We start from the raw sequence: 25,472 nt of genomic DNA, 5'->3' as shown, positions 1-25,472 counted from the left end.
GTATTTTTATTTCATCATTTTATATAATATAAGACCATGGATTTTAGTCTATACTAAATCCATGGTCTTATGTCTCCTTATGTGATCTTATAATAAGACTTTGCTAAATTCTTCTGGAGCTTCTTTTCCATTATTCTTAGATACTATGACTATATCATCTAAGCAATATTAATTCCTCTTTATTATTTTATAAGTAGTTATGATATAATTAAATCGAAATAATTTAATAATCAAGGACTTGTCAAGGAGAATTTATGAAACCCTACAGTATATTAGATAATTTAATATTTTTAGATATAGAAACCACTGGCATTGATAGTAAAAATGATAAAATTGTAGCAATCAGTGCTGTTAAAATAAAAGATAAGTTAGTTACTAAGTTTAACACTCTAGTTAATCCAAATAGATTAATGCCACTAAGTATATTTGTTCTCGGTAGAGAAATTACTCAAGAGGACCTAGCTATCTCCCCACAGATTAATGAGGTTATGAAAGAACTATTAGTTTTTTTTGAAGACCTACCTTTAGTCTGTCTTAATACAAATTTTGAAGAAAATTCTCTTAAGGTAAGCAATGCGTTTTTAGATTTATTGGATCTTTTCGCTATACTTTTTCCGGAACTTACAGAATTTAATCTTCAATATTTATTTAATAAATTTATTCCTCATTATAAAGAAGAAAACCATGCACGGTTTAGTGATGCAGAAAATGCAATAAAACTACTTAATTATGCAATCAGTAAATTTTATTGTGAAAATGGTTATACTCTTCCAATGAGCATTACAGAGCTGGAATCTTGGAACTGGTACATGTATCTTACAAATGTAAATATGGATGATGTAAAAGGTTTCTTAGAAAATAAACCTATTGTATTTAAAAATAATGCAGATGAACCTTATCCTATTTTTGCCCTCAAGGACTATGAAAAACTTTTTGAGCATAAAGACCTTTGGAGAAGAAATGGCAGGAGTTATACCTTAAGACCGCAGCAAAGGGATGCAGCAAAGTTTATACGAGAAGGACTAGAGGGCGGTAAAATCACAATAATGGAAGCACCAACGGGTCTCGGAAAAAGCTTGGCTTATTTGCTTCCGGCTTCTATATATACTTATCTCAAAGAAGAAAAAATTATTATATCTACTAACACTAAAGGATTACAAAATCAACTGGTGGATAAGGATATTCCGAGTCTTCTAGAGACCTTAAATCTAAAAGGAGATATAAACTATACCTTAATAAAAGGGAAAAGCAATTATCTATGTTTTGATAGATTTAAAGATATAGAATATCCTAGGGACATGAAAACTCTTATTGGATATGTTTATTTAAAAAGATTGATAACAGAAAAGGGAATTGGAGAGGTGGAAGGAATAAACTATGACCTAAAAGAGAAGTTTAATTTAAACTACCTAATAGAACAATGCTGCTGTGACTCAGAACTTTGTGATGTGAGTAGCTGTAAGTATAAGGAGCAATGTTATTATGCTTCAAAGGTTGAATCACTAAAGGAAGCACAGGTTATTGTAATAAATCATTCCTTATTATTAAAGTGGCCCTATAAAAGTATGGCACCTCTTGAAAATATTGTGGTAGATGAAGCTCATAATCTCACTGATGAAGTATATGACGCCTTTGAAAGCACTCTGATTTCTTATGAATTCACAAGATTTCTAAAGGATATATATGACATCACAGAAAAGAGTGGATACCTATATTTTTTATCTATAAGAACTAAAAAGAATGCTTTACCCCTAAGTGAAGTAGCACTAAATATAGAACAGTGTAACAATAGTATTAATAATATTAAAGCTGCCTTTGAAAACTATATAGTTACCAGCGGAATAGGTAGGGAGTACAATATTAAAGAGCATGTAAATAAAAACAATCCTAACTTGTCAATGGTAATAAAATATTTAGAGTATCTTAAAGATGGCATGACTCGCTTAAATATAAATTTGGATAAATCTGTTTCAATTTTAAGGGATACCTCTACTATTGAAAAGGATAAACGTTTTAAAATATTAGTTGAAAAAGTTGAAGTTATAAATAGCTATATTAACTTGCTAGAGGATATGGTTATTCAAAGCAAAGAAAATTATTGCTTTTACTTTGAAGTAGACAAATACTTTAAGTGGTGGAAGATATCCAGTATCCCCTTAGATGTATCAGGTGCTTTTTATGAAAAAGTGCTAAGTGGAGCTAAAAGCTGCCTTTTTGTATCGGCTACTTTAAGTACGGAGGATAGCTATAATAGTTTTAAAAACACTTTGGGAATTAATATTGCTAAGTCCCACAACAAAGAAATAGTAGAGGTGCCTCCTATAGAACCTATCTTTAACTATAAAGGTAAAAGTGCCATTTATTCTATAGAAAATATTGATCCTAATAATGTAGAAGTTTTTTCAGAAAAACTGAAAAATTTTGTTTTAGAACTTTTGCATAATGTTGAAGGTAATATTATTATGCTTTTTACAAGCAGAAAAAGACTTATGGCATTTAAGAAAGCTGCTACAGAAGATTTGTTGTCCCTTAGAGTAAGAGTTGTGGATGGAAAAAAAGACATTGAAAAATTAAAATCTAGAGATGAAAGATATATTTTACTTGGATCAAAGGGATATTTTGAAGGTATAGATATTCCAGGGGACACTATGACCACAGTCATTTTAGATAAAGTTCCTAATATTAATGGTAGTGAACCCTTTTATAAGTCATTAATAGATAATATGATTGAAAAGGGCAAAACTTATTGGCAGTCCTATGCCCAGGTGAATTTCCCCATTGTATCAATTGATTTAAAGCAGATTTATGGAAGAATTATAAGAACTGAATATGATTATGGTTCTCTATTTATTATGAGTAAATTCCATAGTGATAACTCCACAGTAAAAAAACTTGCCACTCAGCTTCATGGAGTGCCTATTATACGAAAAGATGGCGATAATATCTTTAGGGATTTAAAATCAAGGGTAACAAGATGGAAACAAATAAATCTTTATAAGATAATGAAGGAAGTTAAACCTTATTTAAAAAAATCTATTTCAGAAAAGAAGAAGTTTAAGGAAATTAAATCACTTAAGGAAATTGAGAATTTTATAAATGAATTTATGGCCTTTGAGTATAGCAAAAGAAATTTGAAGTATGATGTGAATATTTATTTAGCCCAAGAAATAAGTATTTATATTAATGGTAAAGAGTTAAAATTGGATGCAGGAAATAGTACTAAAATAAATCAGTATTTTAAAGATATTATATAAATTTAAACCACAAAGTATTTATAGTAATTATTTGCATTTTTATAATTGCATTTATATTTTGTTTGTAGAAAATAAGAATTTACAGTTTTTACCACATCCTCAAGAAGGGGGACGTTACAATAACTAGAAGTTATTGTTTGCTAAAAGCAATATAATGGGATAACAGACTGTGTATCGCCCAACAGTCAAGCGATCATGGTATTATTGTCCCTCACTAGGGAAAAGAGCGTCATCCATTAGCTCCTCAAGTTATAAAATATAACTTCTATATATACTATATCAATATCATGCTAAAAGTAAACTCAAAAATTTAATTAATTTTACTGCATTATAGGAAGGTCACTAGCCTAAGCTTGTTACTCATTGTACCAATTTACTAGTACTCAATCAATTAAATACAAATGAACGGATTCTAGTAAATATAATTGCTTAATGGGGTAGTGCTCGCAAAACGCGGAAAATATACGTTAATACAGTTATTACCAATTTTTTTTATCAAAACATTCTGACTTAGAATTCATACTATAGGTTTTTCGGATTAAAACTTATTTTATACATTCAAAATTTGATTTTAATAACCATTTTAATGGATTTTCCAACGGTATTTATGAGCAATTTAAATCTTATATACTAAGATTTTTGATAAGAAAATATTATATTATTTTTGCACATTTAATTTGAATATGTTTACAATTCAAGAATTTTGGGGAGTAAGGCTTACAACCCTTTTTTGTTTTACAGTTTATTAAAAATAAAAAATGATGTCTTATGACTGTTTCTTGCACAAATCGTTTCCTTACCCCTACTACCAAACGTAGTTTAGGGCAAAAAACATGCCCTAAACTACGTTTGGTGTGATTTAAAAACTCCTATATATAATAAAAGATATCGAGACACACGCAAAAATCGGTAACTCAATGTCTTTTGTTAATTCCTAAAATTACTCAACTCTATAACCGCGCATTCTTCACAATTCTCTTGTTGCATCTTATCCACTCTTTCCACTAGATCCCCAATTATCAAAACCATCTCATGCTCACTATACTCTTTATCATCAAAGCCCTTTACTTCTCCATAAACCTTTTTGTAAAGCTTCCTCGCATACTTCATCTGTTTATCTATAGCTGGCTGCACCTTTTGCTTTTTAACCCTCTCTACAGTATTACCCTTTAACTTCTCTATCTTTTTAAGGTACCTCTCTTCAAACACTTTCTTAATATCCTCTAAGAGCTCCTCCTCTACATTAAATCTTTCATCAGTAATTCTCTTAACAAACTGTAGCTTTCCATCGTTCATTTCAAATTTATCCGTGTACCATGAGTCAAACACAGAACCAAAATCCTCATCCTCAGAAATCCTTTTTAACGTAGTAGTCATACTACCACTGATACTAAGCTTCCATTTTTGTTCTAAATCAATATATAACATATTAATACCTCCCCTGTATAACCCCGCGTCCAACAAAAAGAAAAAAAGGAGCCAGGCTTACTCTGTACCCGACAAATCGTATAGTTGTTCAGCGCAATTCTGGTTAGATCCTTCTGTTGAATCTGCTGAATAAGGTGTGGTATTTTAAATCTCCCTATGTTCCAAAGTTTTGATTTTCGATCCTCTAGGTAGAGCCCTCATAACCACCTTTTCCCATGGGGTTCCTATTACTTGGTCCATGACAGCTATTGCTCCACGGTCATCCTTTGTTCTAATTAATCTGCCACAACCTTGTTTTAACTTCAATCCCATTTCAGGGTAATCAACGGTTATAAGTGGATTCATCCCCTCTTCTTCTGCTTCTTTGCGCCTCATTTCAATCAAAGGGTCTAGGGACGGAAAGGGAAGCTGCCAAACTACAACAAGAGATAAAGACTCCCCGGGCACATCAATTCCCTCCCAAAAGGTAGAACCTACTAATACAGATGTAACTTCCGCACGAAACTTTTGGACAAGGTATCCTCGCTCACCTTTATCCTCCCATAAAACTTCAAAAGGTAGCGCGTATCCACTAATTTCTTTTCTTATTTTCCTGACTTCCTTCAAAGAGCTCGCAAGTATCAGCGCTCTTCCTCCATTTTCTTTCAGCAAACATAGTAATTGTTTAATTTTGCGTGAAAACTTGGCACTGTCAGTCTCCTCAAAGGATGGCTGATGTAAATAAACCACCACCTGCTGCTCAATATCAAAGGGACTTCCAACCGTTGATATTGATGGATCTTTTAAACCAAGAGTCCTCATAAGATAACCAAAATCCCCCTCATCACTTAAAGTTCCTGAAGTAAACACCACAGGCAATTTTTTCAAAAATAAATGTTTATCTAGCATATTGCTCAAATTCCGGGGAACTACCCAAAAGCTGCCGTCTGCCCTATCTACCCAAGTAATAACCTCTCTAGCTTTATTCCTACCAAACCTAGCTAAGGCTGTAATTGATAGTTCTATTTGAATTTCAAAGGTATGTAACGTGCTTTCCGGTAGCCCGTCTATGTATAGCTCTTCCTCGATTTGTATCTCTAAGAGCAACCGATCTAGTGCCTTATGAAAAGTATCAGCTGCTTTGAGAAGTATATCATCGGTGCGAACCGCCAGACGCTCTGATTGCTCATCATCTATTACGTTTTGATTAAGTTTTTCGAAAAAGTTAGAAGTGGCCTGTTCCAAGGCAATTACACTTACACCCAGTGAAGTTCTTGCTCCCTGGATTTCCTCTATGGAAAGGATAATATTATCAATATCCTCTTTATGAATTTGTCTTCCAGCACCCATGGCTGCCGGCAGTATGACTTTATGCCCTTCATCAAAAATCACCAGCGAGTAATCTGGAAGTATAGGCATTTTACCATCTGCAATTCTTTCATCCCTTGTCCACAGGTCCTGAAAAAAGATACTATGATCTGCGATAATTAAATCCTTGGAAGATCTGTAATGTTCCCATTTAATGAATCGGAATCAATATTTGATGGATATATTTTGCTTTTAGTAAGATACTCATTTATTAGATTTTATTTAGTTGGGAAATATCTATATAATAAGGAAGATAACAAAAAAGATATGGTTGAATTTGTCCAGTCTTTCTCAAAGACCATAGAACATCATAGAACATATTTAGTTGATTCGCTAAATTATATAAAAGAAAATAAATTGGATAATATGGAATTTGCTAAAAAACTTCTATAAAAAAGACTAGTGTACAGCAAATTAGCTACACTCATAAAAGTAGAGTAAGTATTGCTAGCAACAAATATTGTCCCTTTCACCCCCATTTTAAAGTCAATCCTGGAAATTATTCTATTGTCCAAATGCAGGCTGAACTATACCACAAATAAATATAATTTTTTAAAATAAGATATGTTAAACTATATTATAATTGTTATTGTCAAAACAGTTATGCAATATTTCTTACCTTCTTTGCAACATATAATATACATATGAAAATAACAACTAATGAAATGATTAACGTAGTTATAATTCCAGGATACATACCTGCAAACCCACTTGAGGAAACGTGTTTGATGAGTATACCTAAATAAGCCCAAAATATAACTATGCCATATGGGATATCTTTATTTTTTAATGTTGTAGTCATACCAATAATAAGCCCAACAAATAAAATAACTATTGTCCAAATTTGTTCAGATATGCTCCAACCATTCCAGCCTAAATTAATAAGCAGTGTGGAGGCATTAGCTATTGTTGCTAGAGTAATCCACCCAAAATAAACGCTAAAAGGAAGTTTTACAAATAATTTTTCCTTCAATGTTAGTTGTGTGGAGTTTATTTTGATATTAATTTTAATTAAGCAAACCAGTATTACAAACATTAAAATCATGGAAAGTGGAATGATTTTATACTACCAACTGAATATCCAGGCCCTATTGGCTATTGAAGATATAATAAAATAACCGCCAATAAGATTAACTATACCTTTAGTATCAGCCCCCTTAAAAAGGCCCAGTTGACAAACTACAAATCCAGCAAGCAATAGGTATATTAGTCCCCATATTGCAAAGGTAATTCCAGCAGGTGCAAATAGATTAGGATATGAATAATAGGGCACGTGAAATCGGGGTTATTGATCCTAATAGCTTCTCGCCTTATCCTAAAAACCCAACATTAGCAAAATTCTTCAATGACATAGGCTGGGCGGATGAATTGGGATCGGGTGTACGAAATACATATAAGTATAGTAAAATTTATTCCGGAGCTGATCCTACTTTTATTGAGGGTGATGTGTTTAAGACTATTATTCCATTAACTTCAGAAGTCAATGATCAAGCTGCCAACCAAGTTACCAACCAAGCTACCGATGAAATAAAGAAACTTTTAGAGTTTTGTAAAGTACCAAGAAACAGAGAGGAAATGCAAGCATTTATGAATCTAAACAATAGAGGATATTTTAGAACAACGATTTTGAATCCTTTGATTAAAGGTAGTTTGTTAAAATTAACAATTCCAGATAAACCTACAAGCCCAAAACAGAAATATTACTCTGAAAAAAGATAAGGCATTTATAATTAATTAGCAAACTCAACCGTTAATAGAAACATTATATTATTATCGAACTAAAATATACTGCTACCCCTAGCTTATTAAAAGTATAACCAAATTTGTATTTTCATAATTTTGTGATGAGTCTTTGAATCATCTTAGCTTGGGGGACGTTACAATAACTAGAAGTTATTCTTTGCTATCTACCCATATCTCTATATATTCAAGTTACCGAAAGTCCTCATTATTTATAAGATATGTTAGTTTGAGAATTTCTTAATAAGCCACTCAGCAAATTTTTCTTTTTCTTCAAATTGTGGATAATGCGCTGATTCCAAATATAGTATAAATTCTTTTTCAGGTGATGTAATAGAATCAAAATAATTCTTTGCGGCTTTTGATGAAGCCTTATAATCATACTGTCCCATATGGAAGTAACATGGTATTTCAAGCTTTTTAACAAGACTTGGCAAAGGATTCTGAAGTAAGTCACCAATCATAACCTCACTTTTTTTTACGCCTAAATTAAGACGAACTCTGTCAAGTAAATTGTATTCCCGATTTGTAAGATGGCCTTTGGTATAAAGGCCATCCTCATCAATAAGGCGTGAACCACCACCATATTTTCCTATGTAATTACGTGGAACGAAAATATCTCCCTTTTCAACTTGGCTTCTTATTTTTTCAAGGTTTGCAATATCGTCTTTATTTGCTGCTTTGTTTGCCTCTTCAATGCAATAATTTAAAGAATCTGTTTCACTTTCATTAAAATTTGATACTTGTCCAATTCCGATGTAGGCAATATAATTTTCTGGTGCTTTTGCAGCAGCCACCATTCCAATATAAGATCCAAAGGAATGACCAGCTAACAGCACCTTATCCTTTCCAAATCTTTTACGAATATATCTAGTTACTGCTATTAAGTCATCTGCGAGTAATTCTGGAGATAAATTTGAGTAGTCCTCAAAAAAATGATATGATTTGCCAGTTCCACGTTGGTCGTAGTGAACTATGGTGAATTTCTGCTCCAAAATATCTTGATATTTTCTTACATATGGAATTTCCGAACACCCTGGCCCACCATGTACAAAAACTAAAATAGGGTTATTCTTATCTACACCTCGTATCATAAGTTGATGTTTAGCGCCTTTTATTGAAACTTGCTCATATACCCTAACACTGTTTTTGCCCTTAATAGTAGGTGTCCAAGTTGGGAAAAGTGCCCCTGTCAATATTAAGCCAAGTATTAGTATTACTAAGATAAAGTAAATTTCCATCTGATAACCTCCCTAAAATATAATCCTGAACCGGTAGTTTTCAATACATACAATCCCAGTGCAAAAGCGTATATTGCGCTCCCAAATAATGAAACAAGCTTTGCGCCGGAAAAAATCAACAAATTAGATAATTCTTTTTTATTAATTGAATCTTAAGAAAATATCTTAAACATAGAAAACACCCCCTATCTATATTTTAGATAAGGGGCTTTACACCACGTCAATAGCTTAATTTACTTAATTTTTCATTTTTTTAAATAAAACATGGTGTAAAGGCTACCTTTTTGCATATACAATATATGAAGAAATTCCTTCATTGCACTTAAAATAATTTTCATATTTACCGCCCTTAGATATTGATTTAGATGTTTTTTCATCGATTATATTGTATTGTAAATTTAAAATATTATTTTTTATACTTTTTAAAATAAAATTTTTCCTTACTTTTTCTATAATGCTGCTGTCAATGCTAAAATTATTGAATGTAATGTATGCAGCAATCATAATCAACTTTCTTTTTAAAGACTTATCAATTAAATTTAGCAAAAACTCTTCATGTTCAAATGAGTAATTACTTGTACCATTAAAATCTATCAAAACATCAACTAAATTATCTTTTAATGGCATTTTTAAAAAATCGCAACATAAAAATATCACCCTTTTGTTGTACTCAGATTTTTGAAGCATTGACTTTAAAAATTTATGCCTATTCAAATCATTATCTACTGCAATATATAAGGAATCATCCGGCAAATCAATATATATACTCCTTAGAAAGAAACCTGCACCAGAACCTATCTCCAATATAATTTTATTATTTAATTCCTCAAATTGTATTTTTTTATTCATATACTCAAGCCCAGAGTAAACATTATCTAGGTATTCTGAATCAGTTGAATTAACATAATCTACTATATCTAAATTAGTTTCAGATTGTGCACTTAAATTAGTTTCAGATTGTACGCTTCCAACTAGTAAAATTCCATCTTCAATTTTATAATCTTCACCACAAGTACATTTAAGATTGCCTTCCATCACCTGATTATTTGTAATAATTCCATCAGAAAGTATCAACTCTTTTCCACATTTCAGGCAGGTGAATAGTTTTAAAGCTTCAATATCTATACCAATTTTAAAATTATCCATACATTTTATTTTAGATAGATCCTCTATCGTTTCTTCTAATTTATCTCTAAACCTTTCCAATTCTTTAATTTTACTAGAAAGTTCAATTTTCTTGTTACAATAAATGTCCCTATAATATTCATTCTCTTGATATGTGGTAAGCTTACCAATCCTCTTAAGTACGAATATTGCTTTAATTTCATTTAGGGTAAACCCTTGGCCTTTAAGTTTAATTGTTTTTTCAAGATCACTCTTGCATCTTTCATCAAAGTCATACTGTCCTCCACTTTTTTCAGGTATTATTAGCCCCAATTCTATGTAGTATCTCACTGCATCAATAGTTATATTATTTTGCATAGTGAATTTACCTATTTTCATTTTCTCCTCCTTTGATAAGTTAAAATTTTATAAAAGCTATAAGAAATATTAAAAATTAGGTAGCGCCAGCAAAAATTTATATAAAAAATCTTTATATTTACCAATTTTTAACAAGTAACCCCCATACAACATAATTATAAACTATATTGAGCCAAAAGAAATAGCCATCTTAGCCCTAGACGGTTATTTCAATATTATTTTGCTTTTTAAGGTCTTAATTTAAACATGTGACCCACTAAGGTAACTGTGACTTGGAAAAAATAGCAAAAAAATTCTAGTCTAATAGACATAAGATGACCACCATTGTTAATAAGCCTATCTAAAATAGAAGTATCATCTAGTATGGTAATACCATTACTTACTTTCACGTTTTGCTAATGTTGCCTGATGGTTATTATGCTCTCTATTATTTCATTAACTCTATTTAAATAGAGTCGTTATATCCTCTTCCTAAACCGCCTTAATAATAACAAAAGGCACCAACCATAATATTGACTGCCTTTCATTATACTTAAATATATCAAAGATACAAAATTACCTGTTAATTCTTATTCCCTCCATTATTTCACCAACTCTATTCACAATTCTCTCAACTTCCCTCTGAGGACTTGTCCACCAATCTTTACTCCAAATTCTAATAATATTCCACCCTCTACTTTCAAGATACCGCTGCCTATAAATATCCCGCTCTCTGGCAGACTTAGATGAGTGGAAGGCTGCACCATCACATTCAATCCCTAGAATATACTTAGAACTTAACCTGTCATATACTGCTAAGTCTATCTTATAACCAGATACCCCTATTTGAGTATCAACAATTAAGCCTTCTTTCTTAAGAGCATCACAAACTTGGTTTTCAAAATCTGAATCAAAATGATCTTCTTCATTTCTTGAAGTTCCAGAATCACATACGCTATAAAGTATCCCCTGTGCTTGTTTTTCATTACCTTCTGAAACTGCTTTTACATATTGAAGGTACTTTTTAAATAATTTAGGTCCATTGTTCTTTGATGAATCAACATTTAAATCCTCTGGTTCTATGGAAGTAACAAGATAAACCTTTTTCTTAGCTCTACTGATAGCAACATTTAATCTATTTTCTCCGCCATCTTGAGATAAGGAACCAAAGCTAGCCACTACTCTTCCATTTTCATTCTTTGCGTAAGCCGTAGAGAATATTATAATGTCTCTTTCATCTCCTTGCACATTTTCAATATTCTTTACAAATAAGCTAAAGTCCTCATTATTTTCTACTCTGTCACTCTCCCCATAATACATCTTACCAAAGTCAGGATCTTTGCCTGCTTCTATCTCTAAAAGATCGTCAATTAAATCCCTTTGAGTAATATTAAAAGTAATTACACCAATAGTTTCATTTTCTTTTCTATTATTAAGAATATCCTTAACTAATCTAACAACTTCCATTGCCTCTTCAGCATTTGTTCTATTAATCCATTTACCGGTCACTTTAATTCTCTCTATAGGGCAAACTCCTTCTTTATTTGTCTTAGAGGTATTTGGTGAAACCTCAAGCTTTCCACCATAGAAGGCATAGTTAGAAAAATTAATCAGTTCATCATATTTTGACCTATAGTGATAATAGAGCGACGTTGATACAAAGCTATATTTTGCTAGGTCTAAGAGACTTTCTACCTCTAATGCTGCAGCAGTTTCTATATCCTCGCCTTCTTCTTCCTCATCATATTTGCCACTAAATGTTGATGATGGTCTTAGCTGCCTATCATCTCCTGCAACTACTACTTTTTTACCTCTATATACTGTGGGCACTGCAGATTCAATGAATATTTGAGAAGCTTCATCAAATATAATTATATCGAATAAACCATTTACTAAGGGTAATACCTCTGAAACTGACTCAGGTGATAATAACCAGCAGGGATACAGCTCAAAGATACTATCAGAAAATCTTGATACAAACTCTCTAATATGAAGGAGCTGACTCTTCTTGGTACACTGTCTGTACATTTCTTTCCAAAGCTTTTCATTACACAGCTTATTTTCTAAAGCAATATTATCCCATTTTTGATTTATATACTGCGGCACAGCTTTTCTCTTATTAATCATAGCCTCAGATATTTCTTTCCTTATAGTTTCAAAATTTTCTATTCCTTCTAGTTCTCTAGCATATTCACGTTGTAGTCTCGAAATATGAACCTGAGTAGCTAGTGCAGGTAATTTAGATAATATTTCGTAGGCCTTTTCAAATTTATCTTCCTTAGAATAAATATAATCTAATACTATTATTTGATTCTCTTTAATATCGTTAACTGTACCTTTTAATGAACTTATTTCATCATATTTACTTAGAATATTAAATATTAAATTTAAACTCACTAAAGTCTCTACATTATTATCAAAATTTGAGACTATTTTATCAAACTCATCTGAAATTATTACAGTCTTTAAAAATTCAAATTTTTCAGTTACCTTTTTTATGCTGGCAACTTCAGCTTCAAGTTTTTTAACAATCTCTCTTTGCTTTTCTTCAAATAGTCTTAAGTTTTCTTCCTCAATAGCTTTATTTTTCTTTAAGTTTAACCAATAGCTTATTCTGAATTTCGAACCATTAGTTAGCTTTTCTAGTAGTTGACCATTCTCACCTTCATTTATCTTTCTAGCACTTTCATTTAGTGAGCTATTATTAATGGCTAAGTCCTTTGAATGAGAGAAATACTTAACCTTATCTTTTAATTCTTTTAAATAACTTTCGTATAATTCTAATAAACTTTCTATCTCATGTATGGAATCTTCTAAATCATAAATATCAATATTGTCTTTTATGTATAGTGAATATTTATTATCTCCTGCTATATTCTTTAATCTATAGAACTTATGAGCTTTTTCCTCTACCAGTAAAGAATTGCATATATTAACTAACTCTTTATATCCAAGCTTTTCAAAAGGATATGATTTTCTAAAATCCCTAAAGAATTTATCTAAATTATCTTCTTTTTCCATTACAATTCTATTAGTACTATACATCTTTTGCAGTGTTAATCCAAAGGCTTGTTCTTTAGTTAATACATTTCCTAAGGCTTCAAGTTTTTCTAATCTTTTATCTATAACCTCTGCCATAGCTAATATTTCCTCTGAGTTTAAATTCTTCATTTCTAAGGATTCAATTCTACTTGCAACAGTTGAATAAAATCGTTTTTTATCCACATCTTTATTGAACATTATCATTTTTGAATTGATTTTAGCACAGCGATTGTAGATTACATCTAAAGCTGCCTTCTTTTGAGAAACCATAAGTACTTTCTTTCCTTGACTTAAATATTGTGAAACTATATTTACTATGGTCTGAGACTTACCTGTTCCTGGCGGTCCATAAATAACTAACTGGGAATTTTCTTCTGCTCTTTTAACTGCAATTTCTTGACTATAGTCCAAATCCGAAATAAAATAATAATCCTTTTCTAGGATATCTTTTCTTTCACTTTCACAATTAATTTCTACGTCTACGTTGGCTTCACTAGTTTCTTCATTTTTAAGCAACTTACACATTAAGTCATTGCTTAAACCCTTACTTTCCATCTCTTTATAATCATTATAAATAGAGTTTGCTATATTAAAGTGACCCATTACAATATTATTTCTAGTTACAAGTTCTCCTAACTTATAATTAAGCTCAGTGTCCTTTAAAATCTCTTTAAACCTAATTGTCTCAGACTCCTCGAAGGATATAATAATATTAACTTTTTTTAATTCTTCAATTACACCTTTGATTAAGTCATCCCCAAAATTAAGTAAATCGCTATATTCAGTTTCAATATCCGCTATTTTTTCTTCATTAAACTTTGCATATGCTATTAAGAATACCTTATTTAAAATCACTGGACTATCTACTTTATTTTTTATATACCATTTATCACCCTTTTTATTAACCTCTATAGGGAATAAAAATATTGGTGCTTTTGTATAGGTCTTATCTTTAAAATACCCTTCTACAAAAGGATATCCTATATATAATTCATATCTTCCTGTTTCTTTTTCTGTACTTTTAATCTCTTTCATAAGTGTTTTAATGCTACTAGAATATCCTGTTAGTCTTTCCTGTTTTCTGCTTAACTTTTGCTCTGATTCCTGAAACATATCATTATGTTTTTGCTGGTGTTCCATTAATTTCATTTCTGAAAAATCTTCTAATTCCCTTATCTTGCATTCTGCTTTCTCACTGGTTTTCTTATGTTCTTCCTTTAGCTTTTTTAACTCCGTATTATACCATTCATATGGATCTTCTGATATCTGTATTTCCTTATTACTTCTAACTCTTAAGAATTCAATTAATTCTTCACTAATTTTCTCATTAAATTCACTAAGTCTCATAATATCAAAGGATCTTTTTTTATAGAGCTTTTTAAGAACCAGACTTCGGTTTCTTGCACTAATATTAACTAACCGTGTACTATATTTCTCTAATATTTCTTTCATTTCATCTCCTATTTTAGAATCCAATTTATTTGTCTAGGCATTCTTTATCATTGTTATATGAATTCTTCCGTTTAATCTTATATCTTGTTCTTATTAATTGCAATCATTTTACATTATTCTAAATTCAATTTTACTTTGTACATTAATTAAGTAGATATCACTCACTATGCTAATATTAAAAAGGAAAAACTCACTGTTATTACTACCACCTCAGGGTACGGAGCAATATCAACAAAAGCCGGAAATTCATTTCCAATTTTCAAAAGATTCCTCTCACCTTTTAGATATTGGTAGTGAAGCGCACAATATCTATTGCTAATAAAAATAAAAGGATTACGGCATTATATTTATGCCTTAATCCTTTTCTTTTCATTTACGGTGTCTAGCTAGATTATTCAGTTTTTATTTTGTTGAGATATAGATTAAAATTAGTGTATCGTTTTAACGAATTAGTATCTTTTTTTATAAAATCCCAAGTATCTTTATATTCTCCAGTTAATGCGAATTCTGGACTATTCATAAATTCAATAAACCTAATTGGATTGGTGTCAAACCTATCTTCAAATTTATCAGCATATTTGCTCTTTTCTGCTTCTTTAACACATTGCCGATTATGCAACACATGTTCTAGGTTAGAAGAAAAGAAATATACTCTATATGGTAAATCTTTATATATGGTATTTGTATTAGCTAATTTGCTCAGTATCTGTGATTTTTGTTTATTCCTTTTTTTAATATATGCTACATTCTTAGCAAATATATTTTGTGTGTCATACTCAATACTTTCAATATCTTTTTCTAAAATCAAATCATCATCAATATATGCCCCATCTGTATCTGCTAAATGAATAACATTCAAAATATCACTTTTTTTATAAATATCTCTCGCAACAAACTCCTTTATATTTTCTGTTATTTTCATAAGTATGTTACTTGTATCCACACCATTTTGCGTCGTAATATCTCCATTTATAATTTTAAATTTTAAGATTTTATTTTTTTCAATGATTTTAGAAAGAACCAAAGATAATGATATTTCATCTGTAATCCCCTCAACGATAAATAAAATTATTTTACTACTCTTCCCCAAAAATGTCACCTGCTTTTCTAAAGGCATGAGCAATCTCGAAACTATTAGTCTCTTCGTAAATACACTCACTAAGTCCACCTAAATCAACCCCGCGTAAATAAACATTTCGAAGGTTGTTATTAGTTTTTATACTAGGCAATCTCATAAATCTATTTTTGGGATTTGCAGTACTAAATACCAATGACTCTTTGTCTAGCATTTCTAAAGCACGCAGATTATGAGAAGTAAAGATAAACTGTCCTTTTCCTCTTTGCTCAATTATTTTTAACAATTCACCTAATAAATACTCAAATATACCAGCATCAAGTTCATCGACAATTAAACAAATTGATGGGTTATTAAACATTGAGATCAATGTACTTAAAATAGAAATTATTTTCTTTATACCCTCTGACTCATATTTAAGGGGAATTTTTATGTCTTTTCTAATAGAAAGTAACTCTATTTTGGTAGTCTCTTCTCCATTTTCTGATAATTCATTCCCTAAATTTTTAATTTCTAATTGTAAATTAGGAATAATTGTACTTAGTACAATATTTAACTGTTTCATAATTTGAATAACTATATCATAACTTCTTTTATCTACGTTAGATGGACCTAATAAGTTAATTGCAATATCTCCACTAGTTACGCCATCATTGTTTTCCATTCTAAAACTTAATGCCATAAAATTAAGGCTAATAGTAGCTGAATGTTCATTTGTTATTACAAATAAATTCACTCTTGCAAAATGTTTTATAGAAGTAATAATAGTGAAATAATCAAGATTATTAGAATTGCTTTTAAAAATTTCTTCTAAGCTATCATTAAATATAAATGAAGTTTTTTCCTTAATTGATAGCCTTTTGCATACTTCTATATCAAATTCATTTTCTTTTTTATTTTTTATTAATTCATTATAACGTAATTTAGGAGAAATAGAGGCATCTTTCGAATCCATAGTATATTCTATTATATCAATTTTTCTTTTTTTATTATCTTCATCTATTTGGGAATAGCTTAATTTCTCATTATATAATTCAGCTTGACCTTCTTTTTTTCTTAAAGAAAAATCATAATATACTAAGAACTTTTTTTCTTCCCTTTCAATATAAAAGATAAATTTCAATGTTGCTATATCTTCTAATTGGTGAATATAATTTTTAATATCCTCGGGTAATTTATTACCACTGGCAATTGTTTTAAATAATTTAAATGCTTCGATTATGGCTGTTTTCCCTGAGCCATTCTGACCGTAAATTCCAATTATATCTGATTTAGAGCTATAGTATTTTTTTTGTCTATAACTTAATAAGTCAATAGATCCCTTTTGGATGTTCTTGAAACCTTCTAATTCAATACTTTGTATTCTAATAATTGTTTTTTTCATAAAATCAACTCCCATATGAGCAAATTATATAATAGACCTTGTAAAAATTCAATGTTTTTAGTTAAATCGATACAAAATGTTCTTATATTTATATTGTACCATATTTAAATTCATTATATTCATCACACTGATATTTATTTTTAATTTAATAAAACTTTCTCTATATCTATCTAGTGATTTTACATATTTTTCAGTTAGTTATATTTATTTCTTATATTAGTACTTGATCTACAGCCCATTCATCCACTGAGCTTCCACCCACATGGCAAGTGGCCACTTTACATAATATTTTCATTAAGCTTTTTAATGATACCATTAATCTTATTTTGTACCTTTTTATATTCTATCTTTCCCCAAGCCTCAAGTACTGGTATGTATTGTCTACTCCCTGTTGCTACTATTTTATCAAGAAGCATAACTATCAATTCTCGATTTCTATCTTTAAGTTGTAAAACAAAATCATAATTTTTAGTAAAACATACTTCATTTATTTTTTGAAGAAATTCATCAGAATATATGTCTTTTTCAATTTCCCATCCCTTTTTAGTATAAATCAATAGCGGAAGTCTATAATCATATTCAATATCCAGGTACTCATTTTCAATACACCAATCCACCCTAGCTAAAATATTATCTATTTTTAATTCCTTGAAATATCCATATACAGGGCTTTCATTTAGCTTTAACTCTAACAGCTTCTTTTCTTTAGAACCTTTTAAAATTCTAGCAAGTAAGTTTCTGCCACCGCTCATAATTAAGTCATCCGCTCCCCTAATTATTGCTTTAATATCTTCCATAGGTATTTCTCTTACATCTTTACTATCAATGTTAACTCTAACTTTTTGCACTCTTCTGCTCATACTATTTCCTTTCTATAAAAACATTTTTTTAACCATCATTAAGATAACTGCAACATGGTAAAAACAGTGAATAAGTTCTAGCCTAATGGACATAGGCTCACCATAAAGGATAGAAGTCAGTCTCCCCCTTTTAAAGTCAATGGTGGTAATTATTCTATTGTCCAAATACATATGCAGGCTGAACTATTCTACAAATAAATATTTTTTTTTCAAATAAGATATGTTAAACTATATTATAATTGTTATGGTCAAAACAGTTATGCAATATCCCTTACCTTCTTTGCAACATATAATATGCATATGAAAATAACAACTAATGAAATGATTAGCGTAGTTATAATTCCAGGATACTTACCTGCAAACCCACTTGAGGAAACATGTTTGATGAGTATACCTAAATAAGCCCAAAATATAACTATGCCATATGGGATATCTTTATTTTTTAATGTTGTAGTCATACCAATAATAAGCCCAACAAATAAAATAACAATTGTCCAAATTTGTTCAGATATGCTCCAACCATTCCAGCCTAAACTAACAAGCAGTGTGGAGGCATTAGCTATTGTTGCTACAGTTATCCACCCAAAATAAACGCTAAAAGGAAGTTTTACAAATAATTTCTCCTTCAATGTTAGTTGTGTGGAGTTTATTTTAATATTAACTTTAATTAAGCAAACCAGTATTACAATCATTAAAATCATAGAAAGTGGAATGATTTTATACTGCCAACTGAATATCCAGGCTATATTGGCTATTGAAGATATAATAAAATAACCGCCAATAAGCTTAACTATAGCTTTAGTATCAGCCCCCTTAAAAAGACCTAGCTGATAAACTACAAATCCAGCAAGCAATAGGTATATTAGTCCCCATATTGCAAAGGTAATTCCAGCAGGTGCAAATAGATTAGGATATGAATCTGAAACTCCACCAGTTGTTATACCATTAATGGGTAAAATGTTTGCTAATGCATTAACAGTAACCATTAGAATAAAACTTAGCACAGTGAAAATTTTTAGAACTTTTACGTATGTTTCTTGTGACATTATTAACTCACCTTCCAATTTTGTTATTATCTATAATTTTACTCTTATTTTACTTAAATATACCATAAATATCCTTCTTGCTTTTTAGCTTTTGGACTGTGATTCCACCTTTAGCCGCAATCTACCCTTTTTCTATATTACTATCCCATCACAATGGTCTACTTCATGTTGAATAATTTGAGCAATCCATCCTGAGTATTTTCCCCTTTGCTTCTTAAATCCCGAATCAAAATACTCTACTTCTATCTCTTTGAATCTATTAGTTTTTCTAACACCTATAAGTTAAAGACATCCTTCTTCTGTTTCATATTGACCCGATTTCTTCACTATCATAGGATTAATCATCGGAACGTTCATATCCCCCATACTGATCACAATAATTCTTTTTTTGACACCAATCATATTAGCTGCCATTCCTACACAGCCTTCTTTATTTGCTTTAAGCGTATCAAGCAAATCCTGTATCACCTGAGCATCTGCTTTTGTAGCAAGTTCTGATTTTTGATTAAGAAAGAATATGTCTTTCATAATTGATCTAACCATATGTTATCTCCTTTAATATTTGTCTTTTTTATTATGTTCTATTCTATACCTACCAACATATTAATACGTGGTCATAGTAAAAGCTATAAGTTTTTACTTTCTACTATATAATAAAAAATGCTTCCAGATAAAATGATGGCTATGTCCCCCGAAGTTATTACATAAATCGGAAATTTTTTTACTTTTTAATATAACAGTAATCATTGTTATCATATGGAGGAAAGTTCTTATTGTCTCAAAAAATTTATAACATAAACCAATGACACTTTTAATATCATTGGCTTATTTCTTAAGAATATAAGCACGAATGCTAATAGAGCCAATCTTAGAGATATACCTTACTATCTTCTACTCTGTACCCGACAAATCGTATAGTTGTTCAGCGCAATTCTGGTTAGATCCTTCTGTTGAAGAAGGTGTGGTATTTTAAATCTCCATATGTTCCAAAGTTTTGATTTTCGATCCTCTAGGTAGAGCCCTCATAACCACCTTTTCCCATGGCATTCCTATTACTTGGTCCATGACAGCTATTGCTCCACGGTCATCCTTTGTTCTAATTAATCTGCCACAACCTTGTTTTAACTTCAATCCCATTTCAGGGTAATCAACGGTTATAAGTGGATTCATCCCCTCTTCTTCTGCTTCTTTGCGCCTCATTTCAATCAAAGGGTCTAGGGACGGAAAGGGAAGCTGCCAAACTACAACAAGAGATAAAGACTCCCCGGGCACATCAATTCCCTCCCAAAAGGTAGAACCTACTAATACAGATGTAACTTCCGCACGAAACTTTTGGACAAGGTATCCTCGCTCACCTTTATCCTCCCATAAAACTTCAAAAGGTAGCGCGTATCCACTAATTTCTTTTCTTATTTTCCTGACTTCCTTCAAAGAGCTCGCAAGTATCAGCGCTCTTCCTCCATTTTCTTTCAGCAAACATAGTAATTGTTTAATTTTGCGTGAAAACTTGGCACTGTCAGTTTCCTCAAAGGATGGCTGTTGTAAATAAACCACCACCTGCTGCTCAATATCAAAGGGACTTCCAACCGTTGATATTGCTGGATTTTTTAAACCAAGAGTCCTCATAAGGTAACCAAAATCCCCCTCATCACTTAAAGTTCCTGAAGTAAACACCACAGGCAATTTTTTCAAAAATAAATGTTTATCTAGCATATTGCTCAAATTCCGAGGAACTACCCAAAAGCTGCCGTCTGCCCTATCTACCCAAGTAATAACCTCTCTACCTTTATTCCTACCAAACCTAGCTAAGGCTGTAATTGATAGTTCTATTTGAATTTCAAAGGTATGTAACGTGCTTTCCGGTAGCCCGTCTATGTATAGCTCTTCCTCGATTTGTATCTCTAAGAGCAACCGATCTAGTGCCTTATGAAAAGTATCAGCTGCTTTGAGAAGTATATCATCGGTGCGAACCGCCAGACGCTCTGATTGCTCATCATCTATTACGTTTTGATTAAGTTTTTCGAAAAAGTTAGAAGTGGCCTGTTCCAAGGCAATTACACTTACACCCAGTGAAGTTCTTGCTCCCTGGATTTCCTCTATGGAAAGGATAATATTATCAATATCCTCTTTATGAATTTGTCTTCCAGCACCCATGGCTGCCGGCAGTATGACTTTATGCCCTTCATCAAAAATCACCAGCGAGTAATCTGGAAGTATAGGCATTTTACCATCTGCAATTCTTTCATCCCTTGTCCACAGGTCCTGAAAAAAGATACTATGATCTGCGATAATTAAATCCTTGGAAGATCTGTAATGTTCCCTTACCTTAACAAGTTTACAAAATCCTCTTCTGGGACAGGCATCACAGGGCATAGTCTCATCCCATCCAATCTGTCTCCATTCACTATCGGATATATTCGGCATTTCTGAGCGTTCACCTTTTGTAGTCCTGGCTAACCATTGATTAATCTCATCAGAGGCTGTCGCATCGCCAAACACTCCCCCTATTCCACTAACTCTCTCATCACAAACATACTGACGAGGATCCTTTGCCATTGGCGCATCTATTTCTAATCCCAGTATTCGGGAAAGTGTTTGAATATCTCCCTTTGGCCCTGCCAGCTGTTCCTGAAGTGCTGCTTGGGCACATGCAATTACTACAGGTTTTCCGCTAAAACCAGCGTAGGCAATTGCAGTGAGTAAGTAGGCGAAGGTCTTTCCGGTACCGACCTCAGCCTCAGCCAGATGAACTTTTTTATTACAAACTGCATCAGCAAGCTGAAAAGCAGTATATATTTGCTCATCACGTATCTCATATCCATGTTTCGGAAGAATATCGTAAAAAACATCACCAATCCAATCCATCAACTTACTTGGAAACTCTTTTTTTGTTTTATAATCAAAAGGGAGCCCTATTTTCTTATGCAAAATTTTATCCTCCTGTTAACTATGGAATACCATAGAAAATATTATTTGAAAAGTTACTGTCAGTTATGTACATGCACATATTTTTTCTTTATATACTAAGCATAAACACCCTTACATTCTAAACTTTTTCAATAAGTATTATAACATTAACAATGGAGAAAAAAATTACATCTTTTAATAAGGTAACTGTGACTTGGTAAAAACAGTAAATATATTCTATGGACATATGCTCACCATCAATGGTCATAAGCCCATGAAGAATAGTATTTTTTCAACTGATAATTTTTGTTACATAAGTGATTAAATCTTTTGATTCACTAGAAATAAGGTCAGATACCTTTTCAATATTAACAGGTTGCAATATTAGAAAGTAAAAACTTCAAGTTTTTACTTCGACCTCGGGGTACGTTACAATAACTGGAAGTTATTGTTTGATATTATGATGCAGGTGAATACCTTGCCGGAAAATCAACTAGCATTATATATAAAAGTGATGTAGACTTAAAATTGAAATAATTTATATGCAAAGGAAGTATACAATGAGAGAAAATGTAAAAATGCGATATCCAAGATATCTTAAAGAATTTAAATGTATAGGTGGAAAATGCACAGATAGCTGTTGTATTGGATGGGATATAGATATTGATGAGGTCACCTTCAGGCAGTATTATAAAGTTCAAGACAAAGAAATGAAGCTCATGTTACAGAAAAATGTACATATTAATGATTATTACCTAAGCCCTGATATAGATTATGCAAAAATAAAATTAAAAAGTGGTAAACGCTGTGCCTTTTTAGATGAAGAAAATTACTGTATAATTCATTCTAAAATTGGAGAGAAATATCTTTCAAGTGTTTGCACATCTTTTCCTAGAATAACAAATAAAGTAGATAGGTATTATGAAATATCCCTTGATGTAGCATGTCCCGAAGCTGCAAGAATTCTTTTATTAAAAGAAGAAGGAATTGAATTTACGGAAAGTGAAGGACCTTTAGAAAAACATATATTATCGAGTGATATTGAAACTACATCTACAGAATATAATAACTCACCCCTTAAATATTTTAAAGAAATTAGAGATTTGAGTATTAAAATAATACAAAACAGAGAATTTAATTTAAGTGAAAGACTGTACATATTAGGTGATTCTGTAAATACATTAGAAAAAGAACTTAAAAATAAGTATAATGATGTACCTAGATTTATTAAACAATATAATATGAATTCAGTTAATGATTCTTATGAAAAAGATCAATCAAATTATATTATGCAGATGGATCTTTTCAAAAAGATGATGGGTTTCTTAAATGTATCTAAAGAAGTTGAAAGTCCTTCTTTTAAGGAATATACTAAGCAAATTATAAGTGGATTCAAGTTTGATGAAGGAGAAGACATTAGCAAATACTCTGAATTACATGTAAACGCATTTGAATATTATACTGAAAATTTTATAAATAATAATAGCTATATTTTCGAAAATTATTTAGTAAATTTTATGTATAACTATATGTTCCCATTTAATGAATCGGAATCAATATTTGATGGATATATTTTGCTTTTAGTAAGATACTCATTTATTAGATTTTATTTAGTTGGGAAATATCTATATAATAAGGAAGATAACAAAAAAGATATGGTTGAATTTGTCCAGTCTTTCTCAAAGACCATAGAACATCATAGAACATATTTAGTTGATTCGCTAAATTATATAAAAGAAAATAAATTGGATAATATGGAATTTGCTAAAAAACTTCTATAAAAAAGACTAGTGAACAGCTACCCCTATCCCTCCTGATGTTAATTCTATTATACAAAAAATACCTATAGCTAAACACTTTTTTAAAAATGTTCCGTCTATAGGTACCATTATAAACAGCTATCTACCTTTTTTCTATATGACTATCCCATCACAATGGTCTACTTCATGTTGAATAATTTGAGCAATCCATCCTGAGTATTTTCCCCTTCGCTTCTTAAATCCCGAATCAAAATACTCTACTTCTATCTCTTTGAATCTATTAGTTTTTCTAACACCTATAAGTGAAAGACATCCTTCTTCTGTTTCATATTGACCCCTTTTATTCACTATCATAGGATTAATCATCGGAACGTTCATATCGCCCATACTGATCACAATAATTCTTTTTTTGACGCCAATCATATTAGCTGCCATTCCTACACAGCCTTCTTTATTTGCTTTAAGCGTATCAAGCAAATCCTGTATCACCTGAGCATCTGCTTTTGTAGCAAGTTCTGATTTTTGATTTAGAAAGAATATGTCTTTCATAATTGATCTAACCATATGTTATCTCCTTTAATATTTGTTTTTTTATTATGTTCTATTCTATAACTGCCGACATATCAATACGTGGTCGTAGTAAAAGCTATAAGTTTTTACTTTCTACTATATAACAAAAATTGCCTCCGGATAAAAGTTAATAAAGTTGTTCTAAATCAGTTGCGTAGGCTTCTTCTAAAACCACATTATCATCGTTAACTTCTGTAGGCAGGTGAGTTTCATTATCTATAGTATTCTCTTGTTTAACTTGATCAAGTCCTGCCTTAAGTATTTCCACTTGTTTGTGAAGGCGTTCCTCCTTTTTTCTTTGCACATTTGCCTTAAGAGCCTTTGCGTCAATTAAATTCTTAGCTAAAGTGATATCATCATTTAGAGCATTGTATTCTTCTATCATAGTGCTTAGGTTTTCTTGTATATCCATAAAAATTTTATCAGCTTTATTTTCATCTAAGCTAAAAGAATCTTTAATAATTGATTGGAATATTTCCTTTTGCACCGTAGCCGTTTGTTTTGAATGACAACCTAGCACATTTTCCATTAATTCAGTATGTGTATCCTTTGCATTTTTTGTATAGTACATAATAGAGTTAACATCGCAGCTACGATCAATAAAAGCAGGAAACACAAAGCCATTAGTTGGGGACTCCACTACCCAATCTCTAATACGTGCTTTTATTTCGTTTTGCTGTTCAAAGTATCTAAGACCAGGCTCTGAAAGTGAAACTGGACATATTGCACATAACACATATTCATATACTTCTTCAGATTCATCTATCCGCATATTATCTTTGGTTTTGCTAATAACATCATAAGCATCATGCCAATCCACTATTTAAGTTAAATAGAGAAAGATTATCACTACCTAACTTAGTCTTAGCAAAATTAATAAAGTCATATGTATCCCTATCATTCGA

15 protein-coding genes and 3 pseudogenes are annotated in these 25,472 nt (G+C 31.2%); 4 read left to right on the top strand and 14 right to left on the bottom strand.

What is annotated here, in order from left to right; genetic code table 11:
- The first annotated feature begins 254 nt into the window (after nucleotides 1–254).
- The gene (locus G9F70_RS05305) at nucleotides 255–3,254 is read left to right on the top strand and encodes a helicase C-terminal domain-containing protein (protein ID WP_164947727.1); all 3,000 of its coding nucleotides are present in this window, start codon (nucleotides 255–257) and stop codon (nucleotides 3,252–3,254) included.
- Nucleotides 3,255–4,181: 927 nt separating this feature from the next.
- On the opposite strand, the gene G9F70_RS05300 is transcribed toward G9F70_RS05305, so the two are convergent.
- Nucleotides 4,182–4,682 (bottom strand): hypothetical protein, encoded by a 501-nt coding sequence (locus G9F70_RS05300; protein WP_164947726.1) that lies wholly within the window; start codon nucleotides 4,680–4,682, stop codon nucleotides 4,182–4,184.
- 144 nt (nucleotides 4,683–4,826) lie between these two features.
- Nucleotides 4,827–6,080: an ATP-dependent DNA helicase gene (locus G9F70_RS05295; RefSeq protein WP_224617431.1), complete on the bottom strand. Its 1,254-nt coding sequence runs from the start codon at nucleotides 6,078–6,080 to the stop codon at nucleotides 4,827–4,829.
- Nucleotides 6,081–6,170: 90 nt separating this feature from the next.
- Here G9F70_RS05295 and G9F70_RS05290 point away from each other — a divergent pair.
- Nucleotides 6,171–6,422, top strand: a pseudogene (locus G9F70_RS05290) (FliB family protein); the annotation flags it as partial.
- A gap of 208 nt (nucleotides 6,423–6,630) precedes the next feature.
- Here the strand turns inward: G9F70_RS05290 and G9F70_RS05285 are convergent.
- Nucleotides 6,631–7,002, bottom strand: a complete 372-nt coding sequence (locus G9F70_RS05285) for a hypothetical protein (RefSeq protein ID WP_224617429.1) — start codon at nucleotides 7,000–7,002, stop codon at nucleotides 6,631–6,633.
- Nucleotides 7,003–7,286: 284 nt separating this feature from the next.
- Here G9F70_RS05285 and G9F70_RS05280 point away from each other — a divergent pair, with 284 nt between their 5' ends.
- Entirely contained in the window at nucleotides 7,287–7,748 is a 462-nt protein-coding gene (locus G9F70_RS05280) for a Fic family protein (RefSeq protein ID WP_164947812.1), read from the top strand.
- 245 nt (nucleotides 7,749–7,993) lie between these two features.
- Here G9F70_RS05280 and G9F70_RS05275 read toward each other — a convergent pair whose 3' ends face one another.
- From G9F70_RS05275 to G9F70_RS05235, 9 genes and pseudogenes are all read right to left on the bottom strand, one after another.
- Nucleotides 7,994–9,010 (bottom strand): alpha/beta hydrolase, encoded by a 1,017-nt coding sequence (locus tag G9F70_RS05275; RefSeq protein WP_164947813.1) that lies wholly within the window; start codon nucleotides 9,008–9,010, stop codon nucleotides 7,994–7,996.
- A gap of 276 nt (nucleotides 9,011–9,286) precedes the next feature.
- Nucleotides 9,287–10,513, bottom strand: coding sequence for a MerR family transcriptional regulator (locus tag G9F70_RS05270; RefSeq protein WP_164947814.1), 1,227 nt, complete (start codon nucleotides 10,511–10,513; stop codon nucleotides 9,287–9,289).
- Nucleotides 10,514–11,047: 534 nt separating this feature from the next.
- Complete coding sequence (locus G9F70_RS05265; RefSeq protein WP_164947815.1) at nucleotides 11,048–14,965, bottom strand: AAA domain-containing protein; 3,918 nt, start codon at nucleotides 14,963–14,965, stop codon at nucleotides 11,048–11,050.
- A 391-nt stretch (nucleotides 14,966–15,356) separates the two neighbouring features.
- Nucleotides 15,357–16,055 carry a hypothetical protein gene (locus tag G9F70_RS05260; RefSeq protein WP_164947816.1) on the bottom strand — a complete coding sequence of 233 codons (699 nt, stop codon included), beginning with the start codon at nucleotides 16,053–16,055 and terminating at the stop codon, nucleotides 15,357–15,359.
- The gene (locus tag G9F70_RS05255) at nucleotides 16,042–17,424 is read right to left on the bottom strand and encodes an AAA family ATPase (RefSeq protein ID WP_164947817.1); all 1,383 of its coding nucleotides are present in this window, start codon (nucleotides 17,422–17,424) and stop codon (nucleotides 16,042–16,044) included. Before G9F70_RS05255 ends, G9F70_RS05260 begins: the two co-directional genes overlap by 14 nt.
- 278 nt (nucleotides 17,425–17,702) lie before the next feature.
- Nucleotides 17,703–18,284: an RQC-minor-1 family DNA-binding protein gene (locus tag G9F70_RS05250; protein WP_164947818.1), complete on the bottom strand. Its 582-nt coding sequence runs from the start codon at nucleotides 18,282–18,284 to the stop codon at nucleotides 17,703–17,705.
- A gap of 257 nt (nucleotides 18,285–18,541) precedes the next feature.
- Nucleotides 18,542–19,330, bottom strand: a complete 789-nt coding sequence (locus G9F70_RS05245) for a tryptophan-rich sensory protein (RefSeq protein WP_164947819.1) — start codon at nucleotides 19,328–19,330, stop codon at nucleotides 18,542–18,544.
- Between the two features lie 132 nt (nucleotides 19,331–19,462).
- A pseudogene (locus tag G9F70_RS05240) lies at nucleotides 19,463–19,873 on the bottom strand (peptide deformylase).
- Nucleotides 19,874–20,299: 426 nt separating this feature from the next.
- Nucleotides 20,300–22,258: an ATP-dependent DNA helicase gene (locus G9F70_RS05235; protein WP_224617428.1), complete on the bottom strand. Its 1,959-nt coding sequence runs from the start codon at nucleotides 22,256–22,258 to the stop codon at nucleotides 20,300–20,302.
- 539 nt (nucleotides 22,259–22,797) lie between these two features.
- Between G9F70_RS05235 and fliB the strand changes: the two genes are divergently transcribed.
- Nucleotides 22,798–24,018, top strand: a complete 1,221-nt coding sequence (fliB, locus tag G9F70_RS05230; RefSeq protein ID WP_224617427.1) for a flagellin lysine-N-methylase — start codon at nucleotides 22,798–22,800, stop codon at nucleotides 24,016–24,018.
- Nucleotides 24,019–24,150: 132 nt separating this feature from the next.
- Here fliB and G9F70_RS05225 read toward each other — a convergent pair whose 3' ends face one another.
- Both G9F70_RS05225 and G9F70_RS05220 read right to left on the bottom strand, forming a co-directional pair.
- Nucleotides 24,151–24,561, bottom strand: coding sequence for a peptide deformylase (locus G9F70_RS05225; RefSeq protein WP_164948041.1), 411 nt, complete (start codon nucleotides 24,559–24,561; stop codon nucleotides 24,151–24,153).
- 148 nt (nucleotides 24,562–24,709) lie between these two features.
- Nucleotides 24,710–25,390: pseudogene (locus G9F70_RS05220) on the bottom strand (DUF4317 family protein); the annotation flags it as partial.
- Between the last annotated feature and the right edge of the window lie 82 nt (nucleotides 25,391–25,472).

The organism is Clostridium sp. FP1 (assembly GCF_011065975.2).
Lineage (GTDB): Bacteria > Bacillota > Clostridia > Clostridiales > Clostridiaceae > Clostridium_AD > Clostridium_AD tagluense.
This window is presented reverse-complemented; position numbering and strand designations above follow the sequence as displayed.